This window comes from Rhizobium sp. J15 (genome assembly GCF_002531825.1).
GTDB lineage: Bacteria > Pseudomonadota > Alphaproteobacteria > Rhizobiales > Rhizobiaceae > Rhizobium.
In genome coordinates, this window is the sequence record NZ_NWSX01000034.1 from 43,828 (window position 1) to 61,436 (window position 17,609).

Genomic DNA, 17,609 nt, shown 5'->3' on the forward strand with positions numbered 1-17,609 from the left:
GATCGATGTCCGACGAGACGAACCGCATCACCCGGCTGGAAGAAATGCTGGCCCACCAGGCAAAGACAATCGAGGAACTGTCCGATCAGCTCGCCGAGCAGTGGAAGATCGTGGAGCAGATGCGCACCAAGCTCGACCGGCTGACCGAACGCTTCCTGTCGCTCGAGGAACAGTCGCTGGAAGCGCCCGCGATTACCCGCCCGCCGCATTATTGACGGCACGCGGCCAAAGCCGTGGCTCACCGCAGGGAAAGCGGTTTCGCAATGAGCGCCTTTGCGCTATAGCGCTACCGCATAATTATCTCTGATCGGACGCGGTTTAGGGATTGAATTATGCAGCGATTCAAAGTGCTACAGCGTCCTTCACGCGTCTGAAAAGACACCGGCGCCGTAGGGGAAGCATTCGAACGAAAGACAGTCCCATGGTGGCCACCATACGTTATCACGAAGGCGATATTTCCGCGGCCGATGCCGCCCGCTATACCGGCGCGGTCGCGATCGATACCGAAACGCTTGGTCTGGTGCCGCGGCGCGACCGGCTTTGCGTCGTTCAGCTGTCACCGGGTGACGGTACTGCCGACGTCATCCGCATCGCCGCCGGCCAGAAAGAGGCCCCCAATCTCGTCGCCTTGCTCGAAGATCCCACCCACCAGAAGATCTTCCATTACGGCCGCTTCGATATTGCCGTGCTCTTCCATACCTTCGGCGTCACCACCGCACCTGTTTTCTGCACCAAGATCGCTTCGCGGCTCTGCCGGACCTATACCGATCGCCACGGGCTGAAGGACAATCTCAAGGAGATGCTCGAGGTCGATATTTCCAAGGCGCAGCAATCCTCCGATTGGGCGGCCGAGACGCTGTCGCCGGCGCAGCTCGAATATGCCGCCTCCGACGTGCTTTATCTGCATGCCCTGCGCGACAAGCTGACCGAACGGTTGATCCGCGACGGCCGTTTCGACCATGCCACGGCCTGCTTCGCATTCCTGCCGACCCGCGCCAAGCTCGATCTGCTCGGCTGGGAAGAGGCCGATATCTTCGCTCACAGCTGAACGAATGGCTATCCGCGGCCGTTAGGGTTTCATTAAGGTCTCTTTATTAAAATTCACCTTAATTTTTATGCATTCGATGACGCCGGAATTGCGTCATGCGGACGGGAGGATCTGCTGGAATGCAAGGGGCCGGATGAGCGCGGTCCTTTTATAGAGCCTGCTTTCATCGTCACTTTACGAAAGGGCATTCCATGTTGTCTCCCGTTCGTGCAGCGTCCAATGCAAGCTTTTCGTCCCAAAGTCAGACTGCGGCGATCGTCGCGGGCGGTCTCGGCCGGTCGGTGATCGCGCCTGCGCCCGTCAACGCCGTTGAAGCCACGGACCTCAATTCCGCCATCGCCGGCAAGCTCAATATCCTGCTTCTCGCCGCGCGCGAGCGCATGGTCGAAGCCCTGTTCGATGTCATCGATGCGGCAGGCCGCTCGATTTCGCTGGATCGCAGCGAGGATGAGACCAATCTTGCCTTTGCTTCCCGGCTTGCCGATGCCATACGGCGGCTGCCGGCGGCCAGGATCGAGGAGGTCGAGCGCCAGCTGAGCGCGCAGGGCCACAGCCTGCCGCTCCGATTGATCGCCGAAGCGCTGAAGAACCCGACAGGGCCGGAAGCTGCCCGGATCATCGCCTATCTCGAAATCGTCCGCTACAAGGATCGCGATCTCGCCGCCCGCGCTGTTCTGCGCTCCTACGGTCAGAACGACGCTTCGCCGATGCGCGCCGAAGCGCGTCCCGAAATACAACTGCATGAGAATAGTTTGCCGGCCGCCATGCGCCAGCCGGCAGAGAAGGCGCCGGTGCCGGCCGATCGGCCGACCGAGACCGAACCACGCGCGACTGCCGAAGAAGCGGTCATCGCCGAAACCGTGGAAGCTGCCGATCCGGAAACGCCGCAGCTGGAAAGCCGGGCTCAGCCCGCTCCGGCGGCGGTAAGGGAGGCTGCTCCGGAAAGATCCAAAGCGCGGGAGATCGAAGCAAGCCAACCCTTGCCAGCAGAGACTGCTGCGGCCGATGACACGCCGGAAACGGCGGAAGCGCTTCCCGCCCAACCGCGCGCGGCGTCGGAAAAGCTCGATCCGGTTATTCCCAGGAACTGGGCGGGTATCGTCGCTTCTATGACCGAAGAGGTCGCCGAGATGATCGCCACCATCATCCGCGAGCAGGATATCGACGCGGTGCTGGAGGATGGCCCGGTCGAGGCGGCGGTGGAGATCGACGCGATTCTCGATGAAGCGGTCATCAGCGACGCCACCGAGACCTTGACGAGGCAGCCGGCCGAATTCACCGCGCCCGATGCCCGTCAGTCCGCGGTACTGCGCCCACCACAGATGGATATGGAGATAGCGGCCGCGGCCGCCCGCCAGCCGAAAGACATCGCCGCGCAGCCGGAACTGCTGCCGATGCCCGCGCCGCCCGAAGCTTCCTATCTGCCGCTGCAGGCCAGAATGCCGGATGGCCTTCCCTATGCCCAGCTGCCCTATCAATTCGCCAAGGATACGCCGGAAAACGAGACGGCGGGCGAAACGCACCACCAGCATCAGCACCACGGCGGCGATGCTCCCGAGGATGAGCAGCAGGCGCAGGCGGGCGGCGCGGATGCCGAGTCCGATGCCGACGAAGAGGTCGAGGCTCAGCCGGCGCGTAGAACGCCGAGGATGATCGATTCCGATCCGACGCCGCATTCCGCCGGCGCGGCCGCCGATCCCGTCTACGCGCTCTATCAGCGCATGGTCGGTTGGGAATAGCAGGTTTCATCGCCCGAAAACAAAAACCCGCCGGATCGCTCCGGCGGGTTCTTCAATTCAAAGGCAGATGCGAGGCTTATTCGCCGCCGCGGTTCTTCAGAGCCGCGCCGAGAATGTCGCCGAGCGAAGCGCCGGAGTCGGACGAACCGAACTGAGCGACGGCTTCCTTCTCTTCCGCAATCTCCAGAGCCTTGATGGACAGCATGATCTTGCGGTCCTTCTTGGAGAAGTTGGTGACGCGGGCATCGACGACCTGGCCGATCGAGAAGCGCTCAGGACGCTGCTCGTCGCGGTCGCGGGCGAGGTCGGCGCGACGGATGAAGGAAGTGATGTCCTCGTGGTTGACGAGCTTCACTTCGATGCCGCCGTCGTTGATCGCGATGACTTCGCACGAAACGACTGCATTCTTGCGCAGGTCGCCGGAAGCAGCAGCTTCACCGACAGAGTCCTTGCCGAGCTGCTTGATGCCGAGCGAGATACGCTCTTTCTCGACGTCGACGTCGAGAACGACAGCCTTGACGACGTCGCCCTTGTTGTACTCCTCGATGACCTGTTCGCCCGGACGGTTCCAGTCGAGGTCGGAGAGGTGAACCATGCCGTCGACATCGCCGTCGAGGCCGATGAACAGGCCGAATTCGGTCTTGTTCTTGACTTCGCCTTCGACTTCAGTGCCGGCCGGATGGCTGCGGGCGAATGCTGCCCACGGGTTTTCCAGCGTCTGCTTGAGGCCGAGCGAAATACGGCGCTTGGACGGATCGACTTCGAGAACGACGACTTCGACTTCCTGGCTCGTGGACAGGATCTTGCCGGGGTGTACGTTCTTCTTGGTCCAGGACATTTCCGAGATGTGGATCAGGCCTTCGATGCCCGGCTCCAGCTCGACGAACGCACCGTAGTCGGTGATGTTCGTGACGGTACCGGAGATCTTCTTGCCTTCCGGATACTTGGCCTGGATGCCATCCCACGGATCGGACTCGAGCTGCTTCATGCCGAGCGAGATGCGGTGGGTTTCCTGGTTGATGCGGATGATCTGAACCTTGACCTGCTGGCCGATGTTCAGGATTTCCGACGGATGGTTCACGCGGCGCCATGCCATGTCGGTGACGTGCAGCAGGCCGTCGATGCCGCCGAGGTCGACGAACGCACCGTAGTCGGTGATGTTCTTGACGACACCGTCGACAACCTGGCCTTCTTCGAGGTTCTGAACGATTTCAGAACGCTGCTCGGCACGGGATTCTTCGAGAACCGTACGGCGCGAAACCACGATGTTGCCGCGGCGCTTGTCCATCTTGAGGATTTCGAAGGGCTGCGGGTTGTGCATCAGCGGGGTAACGTCGCGGATCGGGCGGATATCGACCTGCGAACGCGGCAGGAAGGCGATCGCACCGTCGAGGTCGACCGTGAAGCCGCCCTTGACCTGGTTGAAGATCACGCCTTCGACGCGCTCGCCGGCTTCGAACTTGGCTTCGAGCTTGATCCAGCTTTCTTCGCGGCGAGCCTTCTCGCGCGACAGAACTGCTTCGCCAAGCGCGTTTTCGATGCGCTCGACATAAACTTCGACTTCGTCGCCGACCTTCAGCGAACCGTCCTTGGCGCGTGCGCCGAATTCCTTCAGCGCGATGCGGCCTTCAACCTTGAGGCCGACGTCGACAACGGCGACGTCCTTCTCGATGCCGGTGACGATGCCCTTGGTGACATAGCCTTCGGCCAGGTCGTTCTTGGCAAAGGACTCTTCGAGAAGAGCCGCGAAATCCTCGCGGGAGGGGGTAGCTACTGACATAAAATCTCCTGCGTGTCCTGAACTGGAGCGGACACGTATGCGCCGGTTGGTTTGCGTTGAACGGGCCTGAACCCAGTCCGCCCTCTCTCACGAAGGCAATCCGGCGCTTGGACGGAATTTCAGGCTGCTGTCTTAAAAGCGACGCGTGGCTCTTGGCACGCAAAATCGCTTGAATTTAGGCATTTCGGCTCAAGACCGCATCGATGATCGATTGAGCGGCTTGAAACGCGGCCTCTATACTCATTTCCGACGTATCAAGCAAGTGCGCATCGACCGCTGGTTTCAAAGGGCTGTCGGCCCGTCCCATGTCGCGTTCGTCGCGTCGCCTGACGTCTTCGAAGATCGCATCGAAATCCGCCGTCGCCCCCTTGCCGAGAATCTCGTCGTAGCGGCGTTTCGCGCGCACCTCCGGCGATGCCGTCACATAGAGTTTCACCGGCGCATCCGGGCACACCACCGTGCCGATATCGCGCCCGTCGAGCACCGTTCCCGGCGTCCTTGCCGCAAAACGGCGCTGCGCTTCGACCAGCGCCCGCCGCACCGCCGGCATGACGGCGATCTTCGAGGCGGCTTCGCCGATCTCGTGCTTGGAAAGCATATCGCGATCCAGGCCGGCCAATTCAACCTCCCGCGCGATCTTTTCCGCCACCGCCTCGTCGTCAAGCGGCAGGCCGGCATCGAGCAGCGCCTTGGCCGTGGCGCGATAGGTCAGGCCGGTATCGAGATGATGGAAGCCGTATTGCTCGGCGATGCGGCGCGACAGCGTTCCCTTGCCGGCCGCCGCCGGTCCGTCGATGGCGATAGTGAAAGTCTTGGGCGTCATGCGATCCATCCTGGGGAAGCGGGCCGTTTCGGCGGCCGATCTCGGTTTCGAGCATATGCGGACCGATTTTCGCCGGCAATGCATATGCTGCCCCGCAAGAGGGCGAATTTACAGGCGGCGGCGGGCCTCGGCGCGGAGATGTGCTTGGCGTAATCCTCTGTAAACGCGTAGCATTCCCTTCGCTGCCTCGTTCTTTTCGGCGATAATCTTCGCCCGCTTCCGCGGCCGCCGCGGCTGGTTACCATAGACGTTGCGGCCGGTCATCCGCCGATGCGATAAAAGCCTGCGACGCCGATGATAAAGTTTGGCTTTGACATGGGAAGCCGCAGCGATTAAGGGGACCGGCTTATAAATTCCGATGGAAAGCCGGCTTGAACGGCATTTGCCGAATCTTGCATTCGGCCATTCTCACGAGGCTTATAGTGGCGAAAGCGGAACTTGGAACCAAGCGTACCGATCCGGAAACCGGCAAGAAATTCTACGATCTGAACCGGGATCCGATCGTCTCCCCTTATACCGGCAAGTCCTATCCTCTCTCCTTCTTCGAGGAAACCTCGGCAGCCGCCGACGTTGCCGAGGAAGACGAGGTGGCGGAAGTCGATACCGAAAACACCGAAGTCGAACTGGTTTCGCTGGAAGATGCCGATGACGGCGCGGGCGGCGACGATATTCCCGATATGGGCGACGACGATGTCGAAATCGAAGGCGATGACGACGACACCTTCCTCGAAGCCGACGAAGATGACGATGACGACGACATGAGCGACATCATCGGCGTGACCGGTGACGAAGACGAAGTCTGACGACCGCTTTTCGGCCCGGACGATAAAAAATCTCCCGGGCCGATTTTTTAGGCTTGCCATCTGCGAAAACCGCAAGTAATAAGCCGCCACTCCAGAGGAAACGCCCTCCGGAGTATCCCAGGACCGGCCCAAAACCGGACCACCATTGATGGGGCTATAGCTCAGCTGGGAGAGCGCTTGCATGGCATGCAAGAGGTCAGCGGTTCGATCCCGCTTAGCTCCACCAATTTCCCTTTTATCATGGATTTAGTTTTAGAAACAAGGTGTTGCCGAGGCGCGGGCGCTGGCTAAGTACCCAAGAAGGTACCCAGCTGCAGCACCCAAATGTTCCCCCTTGCCCGAGATCAAACTTCCAGCGTCACGCCTGCATAACGACTGGGTCTGCTTCGGCACGAATCTTAGCACTATCGGGAGAGCGGCATTCCAACGGCTGGAACCTGGCGTGAGAGGGGGACTCAATGTGAGCTTAATGCAGCCCAGCCCCGCCTGTGGACAGAGAAGCATTTAGGTTGAAACCATCAGCCTATACACCCTAAGCTACGGCCTCATTGTGGGGGCTCGGGATGCCAGGTTGGAAGGGGATTTTCGCGGACTTCACAAGTTGGGAAGGGTGGGCTCACTTTAAGCTCGAATACCCTGCTGCTGCCACCCCAAACAACATTTTTGGGCTAGCGGAATATTTAGCTGCGCTCGCGATGTTCCTAGTGATTCTCACCACATCAGACTACCGTTATCGGTACCGCTTGTCCTTAACTCGGATAAATCTCCAACGAGCGGGCTTCTGGGTAACCGCACTTATCGGCGCGTCTTTGCTTCTGGTGGACATCTGGTTTGCTAATGGCCTGCCTGTCCCCAAGCTGTTTTCGAACCAAGCGGACTTAAAGGCGGCTCTGGGAGCGGCTTTTATGGCGTTGCTTCTTAGAGTGTTTCATGTCGCACTCATTTCCCCACCCGTGTTCAACAGGTGGAACGCTAAACGTTTCTTTTCCGTTCACTATAGCCTCATCCACGAGGGAAATGCAGAAAAGCTAATTATCGTCGCGGAGGAATTGCGCAGGTCAGCGGGCCGATTAGTCAGCTCGGCATCCAAGATCGGCAAGACGCCGGATAGCAAGGTTTCCGATGACTCAAAATTTGCTTACAATTTTCTTTTGCTGATAGGCGATATGCGCTTTTGCCGCTTAGTGGTCGACAAGGTCCCAAGCCTCCCCCTTGTGCTGTTCGATGAATTCCAAAAGCATCCCAGGGCAGATCTTCCGGTATTCCAATTCGCAAGAAATATTGGCCAGCAATTTATCCTCAACCTCTCTTCATCTTACTATCAAGAGGACAGCGGCTACTACAGCGGACTTCTCGGTTATGACCAGCCCGTTACTCGGGCCGTGTTCGGAAACTACAGGTTCATCGAGCAGTGCGCTGAGAGCGGCGCGTCGCCGCTAGAGGTTGATCTACACGGTGAATTGACTGGAGAGCAGACTCAGGGGGCCTGCAGGGCCGGCCTGGCGTTCTTGAAGGGGTATCTTGAGGCAACCAAAGGCCGCCGACACAGTCACTCCTATGCGCTTCATAGGCTGCTAGCGGCACTTGGCCATACTGCGGGCGGGGTGCATGTGCTTGATGGTAAGACCGATTATTATGAGCATCCCTCTTATCATCGCCTCAAGGCGGTGACTGACTTTGTACACAAGGCAATAAGCCTTATCGATGAACACGCAGACCCACCGGAAAGCATAAAGCCACACGAGCGATGGCATGATGTGTATGACGGCATCGCAGATCTCATCATCGAAGTTGTGATGGCCGTGTCATCGGTTAAGTCTCCAGATGGGACGGCTTGGGCAATCCAGCATAATGCTGTCTGGGGACAAATATTTGGGTTCAGCGACAGTCGAGCGAGCCGAGTTATTCGCAAGAAAGTCAGCCGTCTCCTGTACAATGAGATCCGGAGAATGGACGAGTGGCCGAATTTCAAGGGCGCACGTGCTCTCGGTTTCTGTCTGTTGGTTTTGGGGCTCTCGCCCATCAATCGGCGTCGAGGTTACCGAAAAGAAGATTCTCCACTTCAAGCACTTGCTGCTCGGTGGGCGTCCAAGAACTATGTGCGCCTCCTCAGGGACCATCCAGAGGTGGCCGCCGCGTGCCTAATGGGCTGCGTGGCGTATGACAATGTGGGGCACCGTTTCGTGAAAACCTTTGCCGACCACACACGCAAAGAACCTCAAAAGGAATATCTGAAAGTAGCTCAGCCTCCAAGGAAATCTCCCAAAGCTGCTCGTCGCGCCCAGCCCCGGCAGATCGGATGAACTACGCCCTATTGCTTGGCACCAATTCCGGCTGCGGGTGGTCTAAGCATCACCGATGATCTACGTCGGTACTGCACCAATCATTCTTGTGGCGCGGCCTCCAGGTACGAGCAAAGCCCTCGCTGAGGAGCACTGCGCCGACCTCTCGCCCATCGCTCCGATAAATATTCACGAGGGGACGGTGCATAGGCGTGTTGTCATACCCCTTAATTTCGATCTGCAAGCCGCGCTCCGCCAGCAGCTCCCGAAGCCGCCCTTTGGCTATCAGGGCTAGCTTTCGCTCTTTAAGACACTTCGCATGACTGCCAATCTCGGGAGTGTCTATCCCCCAAACGTAAGGAATGCCGCCACCAAGGAGCCGCATGAGCTGTCCGTCGCACCGCACAGTGTCACCATCCACTGCGGTCAACGATGTGCACATCACTACTGCTGCAATCATTCGGGCCGTTCCCTTTTGTCGCGAGCTGTGGGGTAGTGCTCGCAGACACACTGCTGGGTCGGCAGGTTGCGAACCTTTCAATTAGCGTCTGTCCCAGCCGACCAACCGTTTGCCACCCGGCGCCATACGGCTTTCTGCCGCCAGCCCGGCGCCCGCCAATCGCGATATTGTCAATAAGGCGGACGCGAGCGGCCCTCGTGCATCGCTCGGGCTCCTTAATCGTAAAACGGTCGCCTAGCGCGCGGATTTTTCCTCGTTGTCGCCGTCCGAGCTAGCATGCCAACGCAGTGCGAAGATGCCGGCCACGGCAAGATCGATCACAAACCAACTCGCGCGATCGAGATACACTGGGATGAGTGGATTAAACAGTAGGGCCACCATCGAGAGAGTAAGCGACCAGCCGTTGAAGGCGTTCTTCTTCCTGTAGTCCTGCCACGCCAGGTAGGCGGCACTCGCGGTGATTGCTAATCGTAAAAAGGAATAGTAGCCGTATGGCAAGGGGAACACTGCAACGATCAACAAAGCGATCGGCATTAAAATCAGATTGTTTCGCATCGAGTCTCCGCTCATCGTTGGCGTGCTAATCTTCGTGTCCAGAGCAGATGGCGCAAGCCCGACTGAAAAGGGTAGAGAAGCGTCCATATAGGGCGCCTACTTGTCGTGCTCAGGGCCGGCTTGAGGAACCCCTATTGAGTTAGGGGTCGTGCACCTCAGAGGCCATCTGCGTGCCAGTGACTCGTGCCACCCGGCCATCTCGGCGGGACCGAATGCGGTATGTTTAAGCTAATCGTTGATGGTGAGTGGACACAGGTCGATAGCTCGAACCGTGATAGCCTTAGTTGAGCCCATGCAGTCATAATAACAGATCTTGTTCATCCCGCTGGACTGCTCCCCCGACTTCATGCACATCATGGCGGTCTGAACTTGGGGCGGTGTTGAGAGCGTCGAAGACTGTTGAGGAAATACCGTAAACAGCGCTAAAGCTGAAATCAGGCCCGAAAGCATTTTGAGTCCCCGTTGTTGCTACCCGACGTTAAGGTAATTCGGTCGGCCGGACAACTAAGCCGCTTAGCGCTGACAATCTCTCCCGGACTAAATTTGGGGTCACGTACATCAGAGGTCACCTACGTGCCGGTGACCGTGCGATTCCCCCCCCGAGTACCCCTGGATGGGACCAGGTAACCTTCTTTTTCGAGCCGCGCGGCGTGGCTAAGGAACGACGGCGCTCTGCTCCGACTGAATGATTCCTTCGACAGAAAGGATTGCTGAAAGATGCCGCAGCGCGAACGTAGGAAGTGGAACCATTGGGGTTTCCATCGAGCCTGAGACGAGCTGCACGAGACCAGTGCGCAGCAGCGCGTTGGCATAGGCGTCAGACACGTGTGGTTCTATACCATAGTCAGCATTCAGGATAGTTTTGCATTCCCTCCAAGACAAAAAGGCGGGATTTTCAGCGTGATCAGGATTGGGAGGCTGATCGTTGAGGCGTTGCATCACGCCAAGCACAATGACTTCCTCACGTCTCAAGCCAGCAAGAACGTCCGCCCACCGCAGGAAGTCGTCAGCATATAGCCCTGGCCCCTCTGCGCTCCCTACAATCACCCTCGCAAGAAGCCGCAGGTTGGTCCTTGCTGTTCCTTCCTCGGCGGCACGCATGTATCTGTAGGTAATCGCAGCCGCCTCGTCGGCATTCTCGAACGTGATGGGGCGGTTTCCGAGCCGGATTTCTTCGAGGAGTATATCCCTAGCCTTTTGGGCACGCTTTCGAATAAGTGCTCGCAACACAATGACCCCGGCAGCAGAGACCGTTGAGTCCATGGGAAGGTCGCGGCTGGACATGTAATCGCTGATCAGCGCACCAAATAACTCAAGCATCCGTCCTCATTCTTTCCGTTGCACTGTTCACGGATAGCGCCCTCCTTCGATATTCTCAATGAAATTTAGAGTCACACACCCGAGAGGTCACCTACGTGGCAGTGACCGCGAGTTTCCCCCCGGGGTGGGGTGAGCGAGGCGGTTTGCGGCTAAATAAGCGGGTGACACTACTCCATCATTTTCGATGGGGCTCGCTACTTCCTGTAGCTCTCAGTGGCGACCGCCTTCGCATTGTAAAAGACGTTTATTTCCTTGGCGCTAGTCCGCGCAAAGATCTCAATGCAAATCTGCTGCTTTGAGTTTTCTCGAACCCACCATCCGATGTTATACTTTGATGATGGGTCGCCGACTTCGGGAGGACGTCCCGGAAGTGGTTTGCCGTCATAAAGGAAATCACCGCTGGCATTAACCTCGGTGACATTGCCGCTACCTAGCACCAGCGACCCTCCGTGTTGGGGCGTAAGGCACTCGGAAGAGCGGCTAGTATTGGTCGACATTTGGCCGCCCGAGGATGCTTTAAGCTCTTTAGAGCCGATGATCTTCGCCGTGACGTAATGCGGTTTTGGTTTCGTTTTTGCCTCAGCCGCCGGTAGCTGAAAAAGAAAAATTGCCAGTGCTCCCAAACCAAGTATACGTACAATCATTGCTGTCCTCCTTCTCTATTGCAGCTTGTGCAGCCTTATTATTTTCCCTCGCTGATGGCTTCGCAAGTATTAGATGAATCCATTTTGGGCTAATCAACTTAATATGGTTCCCGCGCTATTTGTCTCACAGGGGCAAGCCCTTGTGAGTCTGTCGCGAAGTCGCCTCAAGAGTCTCACATAAATACCATTGACATTTTGAGACTTTATGTATCTCATAGTCGTAAATTCATGTGAGACCATGAGGAAGACGCCATGGCAGCAGTGATGATTGGTTATGCTCGTACATCCACCATCGACCAGAAGGCAGGGCTAGAGGCCCAACTCCGGGACCTTCAATCGGCTGGATGCACCAAGATTTTCAAAGAGCAGCTCTCTTCCGTCGCCACCGAAAGGCTAGAGCTGGAGCGCGCCTTGGATTTCGTGCGTGAAGGTGACCTGCTGGTGGTCACCAAGCTGGACCGTCTTGCCCGCTCGGTGGCGGACCTCATGGCGATCACCGAGACGCTCAGGCGTAAGGGCGTCGAGCTGCGTATCCTAGCGCTCAATCTGGACACCTCCACGCCTACCGGAAAGCTGATGCTCAATCTCTTGGGGTCTATCGCAGAGTTTGAGCGCGAGCTGATGTTGGAGAGGCAACGCGAGGGCATCGCCAAGGCCAAAGCAGAAGGCAAGTATAAGGGACGAGCACCAACGGCACGAGACCAGGCCGCGCAAGTGTTGAGCTTAAAGGCCGCAGGAAAAACTGTGCGGGACATACAGGAGGCCTTGAGCATAAGCAGGGCGAGTGTGTTTAGAATATTGAAGGAGAGGCGTCAGGCCTGTGAACTAGGGAGGGACTGATGCCGGTTAATCCGAAGTGGACACGCGAGGAGACGCTTTTGGCCCTGGATCTCCTCTACCAGTACAACATTCGGCTTGGCCGCGAACATAAGGAGGTCATCGCTCTCTCGGAACTGTTACAGAAAGCGCCCATTCATCCTCCAGAAACGCGACGGAATAACTTTCGCGAGCCCCACGGCGTTGCCAAAAAGATAGATAATCTTCTGTTAGCCGTTGAGAGCAACCATGGCTATGGCGTATCGAACGCCGATAAAGCTGCTGTCTCTGACTATCCTAGATCGCGAAAGGAAGAGTTGGCCGCGCTCGCGAATTCGCTTCGAGCCTCATTCATCTTGCGTGATGGCGCGGAAGAGCTACCCGACGATGAGGTGTTCGTTGAGGGCAAATGGCTGACCGTTCGGCATCGGAAGAGGGACCAGCGCCTTCGCCAGCGGCTTTTAACCAAGCTGCGCGGCAAAGAATTGCAATGCGAGATGTGCAGTGTCTCACCGCCCCCAATTGACCGCGAGCTTCAGGAGAGCAGATACGAGGCTCACCACCGAATCCCCCTTGCCGAGGCGGAACACGAGAGCGAAACACGCGTGGCCGACATGGCGCTTTTGTGTGCCTGTTGTCACCGAACGCTTCACAAGATGATTTCCCGGTTTCGCCGTTGGGTGAGCGTTGCCGAAGGCCGCAGTCTGTTGGGTCTGGCTCCGCTATAGGCTAAAGTTTCTTGTTCTCGCGTTTACTGAGCCGCACTGGGGTCCGAAGCCAGCAAGAAATCTCTGCTGTTTTGGCTCCAAGGAAAGCATGTCAAAGGTTTCCCGATATTGCCGTGATCATAGTAGCAGGCGGACATCGCGCCAGTCGTAGTGTCCATTCGGACTATCGTGGTGTTCCTGAGAAGGACGGCCTGATAGCGGCCCAGAGAACCTAGCGGCGAACACTGCAACACAATCGCTCCACCAATGACGATGCCGAGCGCGCTTAACGCCACAATGGCAAGAGGTGAGAGTGAGGTGGGAATAGTGTGGCTGGCGGGGGGGCTGCCCCGGCTCTCGTGGTGGACACCAGGTCTTTGTTCAAGCGAATCAACACTCATCGGCTTCCCCTGAGGCCTTCGCCTACGGTTCGCCCCCGTAAGCTTGCCTCCGTGACCCCTGGATCGGGGAGTTGGAAAACCGACTCGGTCGGTCCCTGAGGCCTTTAGTTCGGTGAACCTGGACATACGCCACAGGCTCCCCGACCTAGAGAAGGTCAAGGATCGATCTCCCTTCCGGTGGGGATCATACCGCCGAGTTCAGGGTTTCCACGCCCCGGAGCGCCGCGTCTGCGCTCAATATCAATCATTATCCACCTTGCGACGAATCGGCAAGAATCTCCTTGAGGTGGGAGGCATCTGAAAGTTGAAATATATCTACCCGCTTGCTCACTGACTTGAAGATAGCCGTCTTCTGTCGTGTCCTCCCGGTAGGACATGACTTCAACCATTGAGTTTCGAAACTTCGGTCATGTCCTATCTAACGCATTGACGAGATTGCATTTTCTTTCGGAGCATCTCTTGAACGCTTAGAGAGGCCACCCACCTGTAAGTCTCAACTCACGGAGACCACAATGGGCATCGAACCATTTCGCATCTACATTTCGGCAACTCATCAGGGCGCATATCGCAACGGAAAGGTGTACGCCAGCTACGCACTCAGAGTTCTAGGGAACGGGATCAATAAAGTATTGAAAGCTAGCGGCCCGCAAGCGGAAGTGCAGGCAATGTATGCTATCGGCCTCAACGCCGCCTATAATTTTCTCTGGTCCGAGATCGAGGACACCGGCGTAAACAGCAAGCCGGCCGTCGAGGTTGTAGTTAGAAAACCGAATATGAGAATTAGATTTGAGCAGGCCGACGACAGCCTCTTCGAAAGGGCGATCAAGGGAGAAACCAAGGCCACGGATAACATCGACGTGTGGCTGGAAGACAGCGTGATGGCGACACACTTCCCGACTACGTTTCGAAAGCCCCTTGATGAAGAAAAGCCAATACTGAGCGAGATTGAAGATCTGGCAACAGCCGAAGCCAGTAAAAGATTTCTGAATGGCGGGACCAATGGTGACTGAGCTACTCAGGAGCGGTCATGTAGCAGCCGAATGTCGCTGCGTGGTTCCGGGTTGCAGCCGGCGGGCGGAAGTCTCGGAGGGGTCGGGTTTGGCTCGCTACCACTGTCGTTACCACGTCCAGCACAAGTCGCGACATGGTTCTCATTGGCACCCGACCTACAAGGCATCCGAACTGCAGCCGTATGCTCGGAGCGCTGAGCTTTGGATAAGGGAACACCGAGAGGACCCTGCCTATCAGGCAGCGTATTGGCAGCTAGAGCACTTGATGGCGGGAGCTAGTCGGGTAGAGTCGGCAACGAGTCTACGGGGCTTGTCTGCTGAGCATCGTACTCGGATTGCCTTTGCGCGTCTGAGGGCTGCGAACATCCCCACGCGTAGGCTCATCGCCATTTATCTTGGCGTTGCGGCCCTCGTTGAGGATGACTTTGGGAGCCACCGCACCCGCGAGTTCCGGATCGTGCAGGCAGCAAAGGCCGTCCATCGACTGGCTAGCGGCACGCACCGAAAGTGGGACGTGTGGGAGCCCCGCACGGGCGGCACCCGACAGGCCGAGCTTCACGCCTACCCTCGCTCTTCCGGGCATGTCCTGAGGAAGATTGGGGCCGCACTGGAGAAGGCTTGCGATGAATTAGCCCGTACAGCCGTGCCTGAGATTATCGCCATGCGAACGGAGCGCTTCGGCCCGCATCCCTCTCACTCGCCTATCGCTAAGGCGTCCTAATCAACAAAAAGTCCTCGCCACCGTCTGATCACCTGGCCAAGGCGGGGACGCACATGTCGGAGCTTTATCTTGCTGTCCCAGAAGTTGGCTGCCGAGAAGGTATTGCACCACGTCCTCCACTACGACGCATGGTTGACCGCTGGTGAGGGTCGGCTCGTTGCATTAGCCGAACGCGTCTTTGAAATGCTTGCGCCTCCGATCATATCGCCCGGAAGAAAACCCAGAGCCGACGCGGCAGAGCGCCGAAAGTTTTGCTGCGCAACGCTAGTAACAAACCTCGTGATGGTCGCTCTAAGCCCCGTTCGCTACGCGGGTCTGGCGGTGCCATTGAGGAACGGTAAGCTCAGCCGATACGATCGGAAAGATTTCAACGCTGATGTTCTGAGGCTTGTGATTGAGGAGGCTGAAAACGCAGGCCTGGCTTCGGTCGAAGAGGCGATTTTCAAGGAACGCCGAACAGTCGTTACCCCGACGCCGCGCTTCCGGCAGCTCGTTGCCGCCCATGGGGTATCCCTCGCCGATATCCACCATCTAGAAGGCCGCGAGACAATCGAGCTGTGGGCAGGCAGCAGACGGAGCGGACACAAGACGCCGGTTGAATACGTGGACTGCCCAGAGGCGAACGCGATGCGAGCCCAGATGGCGGCAATCAACGGGATCCTCGTCGACGCTGATATCCGCCTTGGTGGTGAACAAACTGGCCCAACTCAGCTTTTGCGAAAGTTCCGCATTGAGGAGGCAGAACGCGTCCAAACCTTTGACCGGCATGGCAGGCTCTACGGCGGCTTCTGGGAAGACCTTCCGAAGGAGCAACGCCATTTGCTCACGATTGGGGGAGAGCCGGTGGTGGATCTGGATTTCGCCTCCATGTTCGTTCAACTCGCATATTGCCACGTAGGAATAGAGCCGCCCACTGGCGATCTGTACGCAATTCCCGGACTGGAGGACCACCGAAAGGCCGTCAAATCGCTGATGGTCTCGCTGTTCTTTCGAAACGCGGCGGCGCGGCGGTTGCCGGTCGGAAGCAAGGAAGCGCTCCCTCCTGGGTGGACTATGGGGAGGTTCAAAGAGGCTGCGCGCGCCCACCATCCTGCAATCGCTTCCCTCTTCGATACCGCTGTGGGATTTCAATTGATGGCGGTAGAAAGCGAAATCCTTGTCGGCATTCTCCTTGAGCTTAGCTCAAAGGGCGTCGCCGCCTTGCCAATGCACGATGGTATCATGGTGGCAGCCAGCCAGAGGGAATTAGCCATCGCGACAATGCAGAATGTAAGTGCTGCGAAGGTGGGACGGTCGCTGCCGGTTGTCGAAAAGCCAATCCGTAGGCCGCCGCAAAATAACTCCCCCCTATGGAGCTCTAGGGCTGGCTCAGAGGGGGAGGCTGTATTGCTTTAGACCCAATCATCACCTTTAGCTCAATGGCGGCTTCAAGTTGCTTAGAGGAACCTGGGGGCTGTATCTCAAAGTGACCAACACGAGGGGGTCTCATGCTTCCTTCCCGTGCTGCCTTGGGGAAGAGATGATGATAGGCGACCCATCACCGTTCCGATGCCTCAAAGCCACACTTTGCGTAAGCTAACGGGAGACCGAAAGATCATTCCACTAGGCGGCTGTCGGTGAAGGATGGGGTCAGAGAATGGACGGCTTTCTTCCGAGAGCTTGCAGGCTCAACCTCAGTATGTCACGCTCCCAAGAAGCACAGCCCGCGCCATTATGGTAACAGATTGACCGACCCCGGCTTCTCCCTTGAAGAAATCCACGAGATGTTGGACGGCATTGAGCAAAGCCTTAGCAGGCTGAAAGCTGCAACCCTCCACCAGAAGTACATGCCCATGACATATATTCCAGAGGCGGTCTCTGTCTTTATGGAACTCGAGATGAATGGCGTTCTCCATAGCCTCGGGATCAATCCCTCAGTGGTGAACAAACTGAAGAACTTTGACGCGAAGCTCAGAGCCCCCGTAATGATAGCCGCGCTGGGCAGGGCTCGCAGCTACCTTCGAACGTTGGAAAGCGATCACGGCGGTGGCAAACCTTCTCCAGAGCATCCGGCAAACCAGGATCTTCTGATTCAAGAGCTTGCCGATGCACATCCGCCCCAGCCAATTCAAGTTTGGACAGAACAATGGGTCTATGTGAAGCGTGGATCACGCGCGAAAGAGATCATCGCCACCGTCTCGGAACTGCTTGACGAGGCAGTGCTTCTAGCCAAAACCACAAACTTGCCTGAAGAGCAGGCCGCCTTGACCAACATCGAGCGTGCGCAGCTCATAGCCATCTTGGAGACGGCGCTCGCGGTGTTGAAGGCTCCGATGGTCGAGCCCGGACTTTTGAAGAAGACTGCCCGCCTCGCTAAAGAGGTTGCTGAGAGAACGGCCAAAAAGAAGGCTGAAGAGGCGCTTGGTGCCGGCCTTGCTCATGTTGCTAAGAGGCTCTTAGATCTCGTCGCGAGCTTGATGTAATGTAAGCCCCCGGTGAAGGCCGCCTTGCGAGGTTGAGG

16 protein-coding genes and 1 tRNA gene are annotated in these 17,609 nt (G+C 57.6%); 11 read left to right on the forward strand and 6 right to left on the reverse strand.

Features of this window, described 5'->3' with window-relative positions:
• The first annotated feature begins 5 nt into the window (after positions 1 to 5).
• From CO670_RS23760 to CO670_RS23770, 3 genes are all read left to right on the forward strand, one after another.
• On the forward strand, positions 6 to 215 hold the full coding sequence (locus CO670_RS23760; RefSeq protein ID WP_064805813.1) for a SlyX family protein: 210 nt from the start codon (positions 6 to 8) through the stop codon (positions 213 to 215).
• A 206-nt stretch (positions 216 to 421) separates the two neighbouring features.
• On the forward strand, positions 422 to 1,048 hold the full coding sequence (locus tag CO670_RS23765; RefSeq protein ID WP_097592476.1) for a ribonuclease D: 627 nt from the start codon (positions 422 to 424) through the stop codon (positions 1,046 to 1,048).
• Positions 1,049 to 1,239: 191 nt separating this feature from the next.
• Complete coding sequence (locus tag CO670_RS23770; protein ID WP_097592477.1) at positions 1,240 to 2,787, forward strand: hypothetical protein; 1,548 nt, start codon at positions 1,240 to 1,242, stop codon at positions 2,785 to 2,787.
• A 76-nt stretch (positions 2,788 to 2,863) separates the two neighbouring features.
• Here the strand turns inward: CO670_RS23770 and rpsA are convergent, their stop codons facing one another.
• Together rpsA and cmk are read right to left on the reverse strand one after the other, a co-directional pair.
• On the reverse strand, positions 2,864 to 4,567 hold the full coding sequence (rpsA, locus tag CO670_RS23775; RefSeq protein ID WP_097592478.1) for a 30S ribosomal protein S1: 1,704 nt from the start codon (positions 4,565 to 4,567) through the stop codon (positions 2,864 to 2,866).
• Positions 4,568 to 4,742: 175 nt separating this feature from the next.
• Positions 4,743 to 5,390 (reverse strand): (d)CMP kinase, encoded by a 648-nt coding sequence (gene cmk, locus CO670_RS23780; RefSeq protein ID WP_097592493.1) that lies wholly within the window; start codon positions 5,388 to 5,390, stop codon positions 4,743 to 4,745.
• 422 nt (positions 5,391 to 5,812) lie between these two features.
• Between cmk and CO670_RS23785 the strand changes: the two genes are divergently transcribed.
• The 3 genes from CO670_RS23785 to CO670_RS23795 all read left to right on the forward strand — a co-directional run bounded on the left by CO670_RS23785 (position 5,813) and on the right by CO670_RS23795 (position 8,496).
• A complete protein-coding gene (locus CO670_RS23785; protein ID WP_088676939.1) occupies positions 5,813 to 6,193 on the forward strand; it encodes a TIGR02300 family protein in 381 nt (126 codons plus the stop codon).
• Between the two features lie 150 nt (positions 6,194 to 6,343).
• Positions 6,344 to 6,419, forward strand: a tRNA-Ala gene (locus CO670_RS23790).
• Between the two features lie 337 nt (positions 6,420 to 6,756).
• Complete coding sequence (locus CO670_RS23795) at positions 6,757 to 8,496, forward strand: hypothetical protein (protein WP_141502364.1); 1,740 nt, start codon at positions 6,757 to 6,759, stop codon at positions 8,494 to 8,496.
• Between the two features lie 49 nt (positions 8,497 to 8,545).
• Here CO670_RS23795 and CO670_RS33450 read toward each other — a convergent pair whose 3' ends face one another.
• The 4 genes from CO670_RS33450 to CO670_RS23815 form a co-directional block, all read right to left on the reverse strand.
• The gene (locus tag CO670_RS33450; protein ID WP_097592480.1) at positions 8,546 to 8,935 is read right to left on the reverse strand and encodes a nuclease; all 390 of its coding nucleotides are present in this window, start codon (positions 8,933 to 8,935) and stop codon (positions 8,546 to 8,548) included.
• Positions 8,936 to 9,169: 234 nt separating this feature from the next.
• A complete protein-coding gene (locus tag CO670_RS23805) occupies positions 9,170 to 9,490 on the reverse strand; it encodes a DUF6804 family protein (protein ID WP_097592481.1) in 321 nt (106 codons plus the stop codon).
• Positions 9,491 to 10,144: 654 nt separating this feature from the next.
• On the reverse strand, positions 10,145 to 10,810 hold the full coding sequence (locus CO670_RS23810; protein ID WP_097592482.1) for a hypothetical protein: 666 nt from the start codon (positions 10,808 to 10,810) through the stop codon (positions 10,145 to 10,147).
• Positions 10,811 to 11,004: 194 nt separating this feature from the next.
• A complete protein-coding gene (locus CO670_RS23815) occupies positions 11,005 to 11,454 on the reverse strand; it encodes a hypothetical protein (protein ID WP_097592483.1) in 450 nt (149 codons plus the stop codon).
• A 252-nt stretch (positions 11,455 to 11,706) separates the two neighbouring features.
• On the opposite strand from CO670_RS23815, the gene CO670_RS23820 reads away from it, so the two are divergent.
• From CO670_RS23820 to CO670_RS23845, 5 genes are all read left to right on the forward strand, one after another.
• The gene (locus tag CO670_RS23820) at positions 11,707 to 12,294 is read left to right on the forward strand and encodes a recombinase family protein (protein WP_097592484.1); all 588 of its coding nucleotides are present in this window, start codon (positions 11,707 to 11,709) and stop codon (positions 12,292 to 12,294) included.
• Positions 12,294 to 12,998: an HNH endonuclease gene (locus CO670_RS23825; RefSeq protein WP_097592485.1), complete on the forward strand. Its 705-nt coding sequence runs from the start codon at positions 12,294 to 12,296 to the stop codon at positions 12,996 to 12,998. The genes CO670_RS23820 and CO670_RS23825 overlap by 1 nt, the downstream gene beginning before the upstream one ends.
• Positions 12,999 to 13,890: 892 nt before the next feature.
• Positions 13,891 to 14,388, forward strand: coding sequence for a hypothetical protein (locus CO670_RS23830; RefSeq protein WP_097592486.1), 498 nt, complete (start codon positions 13,891 to 13,893; stop codon positions 14,386 to 14,388).
• Between the two features lie 790 nt (positions 14,389 to 15,178).
• Positions 15,179 to 16,504, forward strand: a complete 1,326-nt coding sequence (locus CO670_RS23840; protein ID WP_245425971.1) for a hypothetical protein — start codon at positions 15,179 to 15,181, stop codon at positions 16,502 to 16,504.
• Positions 16,505 to 16,833: 329 nt separating this feature from the next.
• Entirely contained in the window at positions 16,834 to 17,571 is a 738-nt protein-coding gene (locus tag CO670_RS23845; RefSeq protein WP_245425973.1) for a hypothetical protein, read from the forward strand.
• The last annotated feature ends 38 nt before the right edge of the window (positions 17,572 to 17,609 follow it).